Below are 5,667 nucleotides of genomic sequence, written 5' to 3'. Positions count from 1 at the left end.
GCGGCTTTAGCGCGGTGGTCCCACCTGACCCCATGCCGAACTCAGAAGTGAAACGCCGTAGCGCCGATGGTAGTGTGGGGTCTCCCCATGCGAGATTAGGGAACTGCCAGGCATCAAACAAGTGAAGAAGCCCTGAACGAAAGTTCAGGGCTTTTTTACGTGCGTAACCGGTGAAAAGCGGGTCTTCAAGATCGCTCCTCCTGCTTTATTGCCTTCTGCACATAGCCATTCTTATCCTCATATGTAACACAACCGCAAAATCATCCTGTATTACCCTGCTTGTACCTGCTCAATTCGCTCTGTTCCCGCTGCTATTGAGATTATTCAAGAGCAACAGCATCCCAGAAAGCCATTCACCGCACGCAATTTCCCCCGCATTATCGTTGTGATGCGGTAAACTACGGCCAGATTAACCAGTTAAGGCCGTCTCATGTCCAGTTCGAACACCTCATTAAAAGCCGACAACACGCTGGGGCTTGATGTCAGCGCAAAAACACGCATTGTCGCCGAAACGCCTGAAGCGATACTTTCAGCCTGGCAAATGAGCCAGCACAATCAGCAACCTTTTTTGGTCCTTGGGGAAGGCAGCAACGTGCTGTTCCTTGAAGACTTCGCGGGCATTGTCGTGATCAACCGTATCAAAGGGGTTGAGATCCGCGATGAGAATGAGAGCTGGAAACTGCATGTTGGGGCGGGTGAGAACTGGCATCAACTGGTGAAAACTACGCTGGAGAAAGGGATTTCTGGCCTGGAAAACCTTGCGCTCATTCCTGGAATGGTGGGATCAGCACCTATCCAGAATATTGGCGCTTATGGGGTAGAGTTAAAAGATGTATGTGAGTACGTCGACGTGCTGAATTTGCATACCGGCATCACGCAACGCCTGAGCCGGGAGGCGTGCCAGTTTGGTTACCGTGACAGTATTTTCAAACACCAGTACCAGTCAGGCTATACGATTATTGCCGTCGGTTTCTCATTAAAAAAACACTGGCAGCCCGTCCTCACCTATGGTGATTTAAAAACGCTGAATCCTGCGACGGCAAATGCCTGGGATGTCTTCCATGCGGTCTGCCATATGCGACAGAGTAAATTACCGGATCCGAAAATAACCGGTAACGTGGGCAGTTTTTTTAAAAACCCGGTGATAACAGGTCCGCAGGCCGCTGCGTTGCTGAATGAGTACCCGACGATGCCAAATTACCCTCAGCCTACAGGTTATATTAAACTTGCAGCAGGCTGGCTTATCGATCAATGCCAGCTCAAAGGCTACCGGATTGGCGGTGCGGAAGTTCACCAGCAACAGGCTTTAGTGTTAATCAATGCTGGAAATGCCACACCTGATGACATTGTCGCTCTGGCAAAAAGCGTGCGCGCACACGTAGGTGAAAAATTTAATGTCTGGCTGGAGCCAGAAGTCCGTTTCATTAAGGCACAAGGTGAATGCAACGCTGTAGAGGTAATCTCATGAAGGATCACAGCGTACCATTGAAATTAATCGATATCCTGGCAGATGGCGAATTTCACTCTGGTGAGCAGCTAGGAGAAACGCTTGGCATGAGCCGTGCGGCGATTAATAAGCATATTCAAACGCTGAAAAGTTGGGGCCTTGACGTGTATACCGTGACGGGTAAAGGCTACAGTTTCCCTGCACCGCTTCAGTTACTGAATGAACAAGAGATTCTTGCTCAGCTGTCCCAGCCTGATATTGCAGTCATACCAGTGATTGATTCAACGAATCAGTATTTACTCGAACGCATGAATTCACTGCCCTCAGGATCGGTCTGTGTTGCTGAATATCAGCAAGCAGGGCGAGGACGACGTGGGCGGCACTGGTTTTCGCCTTTTGGTGCCAACCTCTATATGTCTATGTACTGGCGTCTGGAACAGGGACCGGCTGCTGCAATGGGGCTCAGTCTGGTGATTGGTATCATTATGGCAGAGACCCTGCAGTCGCTGGGTGCCCAAGACGTACGGGTGAAATGGCCCAACGATATTTACCTTAATGACAGAAAGTTAGCAGGTATTTTAGTCGAATTAACCGGTAAAACCGGCGATGCCGCTCATATTGTCATTGGTGCCGGAATAAATCTGGCGATGAGAAATGCCGAAGCAGCCCAGATTAATCAGGGCTGGATTAATTTGCAGGAAGCTGGCGTAACCATTAATCGTAACGAGCTTGCGGCCAAACTGATCAATCGCCTGCGTGAAGCATTACCCGTGTTTGAGCAGGAAGGCTTAGTCCCCTTTGTCGCGCGCTGGGCTGAACTGGATAACTTCATTAATCGCCCGGTGAAATTACTGATTGGCGAACGAGAAGTGCACGGCATCGCTCGCGGTATTGATAACCAGGGTGGTTTGCAGCTTGAACAAGACGGGATAATTAAATCGTGGGTCGGGGGAGAAATATCGCTTCGACCGCTTTGAGGAATAAATAAAGCCTGCTTTTTAGCAGGCTTTATATACCGTTGACTATTTTCTGAGACGCAGCTTTTCTACCGCATGGTTCCCGCTTTTAGTCATAATCAAACTGGCCCTTTCACGTGTAGGAAGAATATTTTCCTTAAGGTTCAACCAGTTAATTTCTTTCCACAACGCGCCGGCAATGTTCACAGCCTCGTCCTCAGGCAACTGAGCATAGTGGTGAAAATAAGAGTTGGGATCGGTAAAAGCGCCCTGACGAAATTTCAGAAAACGATTCACATACCAGCGCTGTAATAGATCTTCTTCCGCATCTACGTAGATTGAAAAATCCACAAAATCAGAGACAAAAACATGATGCGGATCGTGAGGATAATCCATGCCACTCTGCAGCACATTTAATCCTTCCAGAATCAGAATGTCAGGTTGCTTAACCACCTTGTCACCATCCGGAATCACATCATAAATTAAATGGGAATAGACGGGAGCCGTGACCTGGCTGGCCCCTGACTTAAGGTCAGAAACAAATTTAACCAGCCGATGCATATCATAGGATTGAGGAAAGCCTTTTTTCTTCATTAAGCCGCGTTCTTTAAGCACAGCGTTGGGATGAAGAAAACCATCTGTCGTAATGAGCTCAACCTTACGGTGTCCGGGCCAGCGGCTCAGAAGCGCCTGTAAAACACGTGCGGTAGTACTTTTGCCAACCGCGACGCTGCCTGCAATGCTGATGATATAGGGAATTTTTTGCCCATTCGTTCCCAGAAACTGTTCCAGCACGGCCTGGCGGCGGACATTTGAACTGATATAGAAATTAAGTAAACGTGAGAGTGGCAGATAGATTTCTGCCACTTCTTCAATTGAAAGATCTTCATTGATCCCTTTCAATTGGGCGATCTCATCCTCTGACAGCGTCATGGGAACCGAGTCGCGTAATGCCGCCCACTGTTCACGTGTGAACTGTAAATAAGGCGTGGTGAGTGATGTCGTTTTATCCATAAGTATACATTTGACTGCAGATTCAAACCCATCTGTACATTTTGCCGATCACTATCCGGGTAGTGTAGAGAAATGAATTGCCGGTCACAGGGTTATTAACGAGAACAATGGGCTGGAGGGTATCACCAGTATAGCTTTTAAAAGAAGTAAAAAATAAACAGTAAACTGCTTTCGCAAGGCTCACCGCAGATTTTGATAAATCTTCAATGTAGGGGCTTGAAATCTTTAATCGTTATGCTTTTTTATCCTCGTTGAGGCATCAGCCACTTCTTAAGTAAAAATGGCAGTAACCGTCATTACGTCTGGATAGCCATATATTGAGGATATGCCGCACATTGACATCGGGTCTTGTTGACATAATTCGCACCCATGTTGATACCACAGTGCAGTAGTCGTACTCAGCATGCAGTCTGAAAGCTGCACCAGGCACATAAACCATGTGCTGCCACGCCTTCTCTGGCGTTAAGACTTCCCCGCTGGAGGTGGGTCCCCGCTTCCCCTGTCGCCTGTGAAGCCCTTACAGGCTATCAGAACGCTGCACCGGGCACGTACACTATGGACTGCCACGTCTTCTCTGGCGTTAAGCGCATTGACGCTGTATATGGTCTCTGCTTCCCCTGTCGCGCTGTGCACCCTCATCAGGCTGTATGAAAGCGACACCAGACACATACATCATGGGCTTACAGTTTAAGCCTATCCCCGCTGGGTTGTTGTCTCAGCGGCTCCTGTCACGCCAGTTTGTCCACACAGGCTCTCTGTCAGCTGCCATGATGCGTCAGGCACATGCACAGGAGCTTTCTCTATAACGTTAAGCACATCCTCGCGACTTGTGTCTTGGCATCTCCTGTCGCGCTAAGCATGTTCACACAGGCTTATTATCTGTCACTGTAGGATTACGGGTTGTCTCCCACCTTCCTCTGTCACATCACACTTCCCCGAAGGAGCGGTCTGCATCTCTCCATCTAAGGCGGATCATCATGACAAGCAGTGACCGGTGAAGGATTCTTTAGGGGTGCAGCTCGTGCTGAGGCTTGTGTGACTGCACGATTTAAATTGAAGTGCGGTTTAGTCGGTTGAAAACTGAGCAGTTAATACACTTTTTGGCTGAGTAAGCCAAAAAACGTGATGCAGCCGGACAAATAAAGGGGCAATACCCTGCAGGGCGCAAAAAGGCCATGGCGAGAGTGAAGAGAAATTTTGACCAGTAATTGGGTGTTATTTCTGCAGATCGGGGATAAATTGCGATGCTTTGCACAAATAGTAAGCGATAGAACAAAAACAGTGATTTTTTTGTTGCATCCTTCTGCCGACCTTCCTAGAATGCGCGTCACTTGATGCCGGCTTAGCTCAGTTGGTAGAGCAACTGACTTGTAATCAGTAGGTCACCAGTTCGATTCCGGTAGCCGGCACCATCAAGTAGGTGGGATTCCCGAGCGGCCAAAGGGAGCAGACTGTAAATCTGCCGTCACAGACTTCGAAGGTTCGAATCCTTCTCCCACCACCATCTCAACCCCAGGGTTGAGAAACAGATAAACAACCTGTTTGTCTGGCAGGTGAGTCACTTCTTCTCACCCTGAATTCAGATTGGGTGTAAGCTCAGTCAAAGCCAGTCAGCTCCGCTGACAGGCGAAGAATAATAGGGGACTTCCCCTGTTATTCACAAGCTACAGAAAGAACAGGTAGCCGAGTTCCAGGATGCGGGCATCGTATAATGGCTATTACCTCAGCCTTCCAAGCTGATGATGCGGGTTCGATTCCCGCTGCCCGCTCCAGATGTGCTGATATGGCTCAGTTGGTAGAGCGCACCCTTGGTAAGGGTGAGGTCCCCAGTTCGACTCTGGGTATCAGCACCACTTCCTTTATCTCCCTCCTGATTTTTCTCTGTAACTCCTTGCAGTCAGGCAATGCCTGGTTAATGTGACTATATCTTTGATATATCCGTGTCTTAGAGGGACTAGCGATGGCTAAAGAGCAATTTCAACGTAACAAACTGCACGTAAACGTGGGAACCATCGGTCACGTTGACCACGGTAAAACCACCCTGACTGCAGCTATCACCACCGTTCTGGCTAAAACCAACGGTGGCCAGGCGCGTGCGTTCGACCAGATCGACAGCACCCCGGAAGAAAAAGCACGTGGTATCACCATCAACACCGCACACGTTGAGTATGAAACCCCGTCTCGCCACTATGCGCACGTTGACTGCCCAGGCCACGCCGACTATGTGAAAAACATGATCACCGGTGCTGC

At 49.0% G+C, this 5,667-nt stretch carries 4 protein-coding genes, 4 tRNA genes and 1 rRNA gene; 8 read left to right on the top strand and 1 reads right to left on the bottom strand.

Annotated features, from left to right (window positions below; genetic code table 11):
- From rrf to birA, 3 genes are all read left to right on the top strand, one after another.
- A 5S ribosomal RNA gene (rrf, locus tag FBY13_RS23300) occupies positions 1-112 on the top strand; the annotation flags it as partial.
- A gap of 318 nt (positions 113-430) precedes the next feature.
- Positions 431-1,468 (top strand): UDP-N-acetylmuramate dehydrogenase, encoded by a 1,038-nt coding sequence (gene murB, locus FBY13_RS23295; protein WP_145395274.1) that lies wholly within the window; start codon positions 431-433, stop codon positions 1,466-1,468.
- Complete coding sequence (gene birA, locus FBY13_RS23290) at positions 1,465-2,424, top strand: bifunctional biotin--[acetyl-CoA-carboxylase] ligase/biotin operon repressor BirA (RefSeq protein WP_145395273.1); 960 nt, start codon at positions 1,465-1,467, stop codon at positions 2,422-2,424. Before murB ends, birA begins: the two co-directional genes overlap by 4 nt.
- Positions 2,425-2,469: 45 nt before the next feature.
- Here the strand turns inward: birA and coaA are convergent, their stop codons facing one another.
- Complete coding sequence (coaA, locus tag FBY13_RS23285) at positions 2,470-3,417, bottom strand: type I pantothenate kinase (RefSeq protein WP_063877939.1); 948 nt, start codon at positions 3,415-3,417, stop codon at positions 2,470-2,472.
- Positions 3,418-4,753: 1,336 nt separating this feature from the next.
- Between coaA and FBY13_RS23280 the strand changes: the two genes are divergently transcribed.
- From FBY13_RS23280 to FBY13_RS23260, 5 genes are all read left to right on the top strand, one after another.
- Positions 4,754-4,829: transfer RNA gene (locus tag FBY13_RS23280), tRNA-Thr, on the top strand.
- A gap of 7 nt (positions 4,830-4,836) precedes the next feature.
- Positions 4,837-4,921: transfer RNA gene (locus FBY13_RS23275), tRNA-Tyr, on the top strand.
- A 193-nt stretch (positions 4,922-5,114) separates the two neighbouring features.
- A tRNA-Gly gene (locus FBY13_RS23270) sits at positions 5,115-5,189 on the top strand.
- 5 nt (positions 5,190-5,194) lie between these two features.
- A tRNA-Thr gene (locus FBY13_RS23265) sits at positions 5,195-5,270 on the top strand.
- Positions 5,271-5,377: 107 nt separating this feature from the next.
- Positions 5,378-5,667, top strand: a 290-nt coding sequence (locus tag FBY13_RS23260) for a GTP-binding protein (RefSeq protein ID WP_255474498.1), incomplete at its 3' end; no start/stop codon positions are given.

Origin of the sequence: Pantoea sp. SJZ147, from assembly GCF_007828605.1 — a bacterium.
In the GTDB taxonomy this organism is placed as follows: Bacteria; Pseudomonadota; Gammaproteobacteria; order Enterobacterales; family Enterobacteriaceae; genus Pantoea; species Pantoea allii.
The sequence above is the reverse complement of the archived record's forward strand: the minus strand, read 5'-3'. Positions and strand labels throughout refer to the sequence as shown.

Excerpts from the sequence above, each read along its gene's own strand:
- murB (WP_145395274.1), top strand. The coding sequence starts at position 431 with ATGTCCAGTTCGAACACCTCATTAAAAGCCGACAACACGCTGGGGCTT.
- birA (WP_145395273.1), top strand. The coding sequence starts at position 1,465 with ATGAAGGATCACAGCGTACCATTGAAATTAATCGATATCCTGGCAGAT.
- coaA (WP_063877939.1), bottom strand. The coding sequence starts at position 3,417 with ATGGATAAAACGACATCACTCACCACGCCTTATTTACAGTTCACACGT.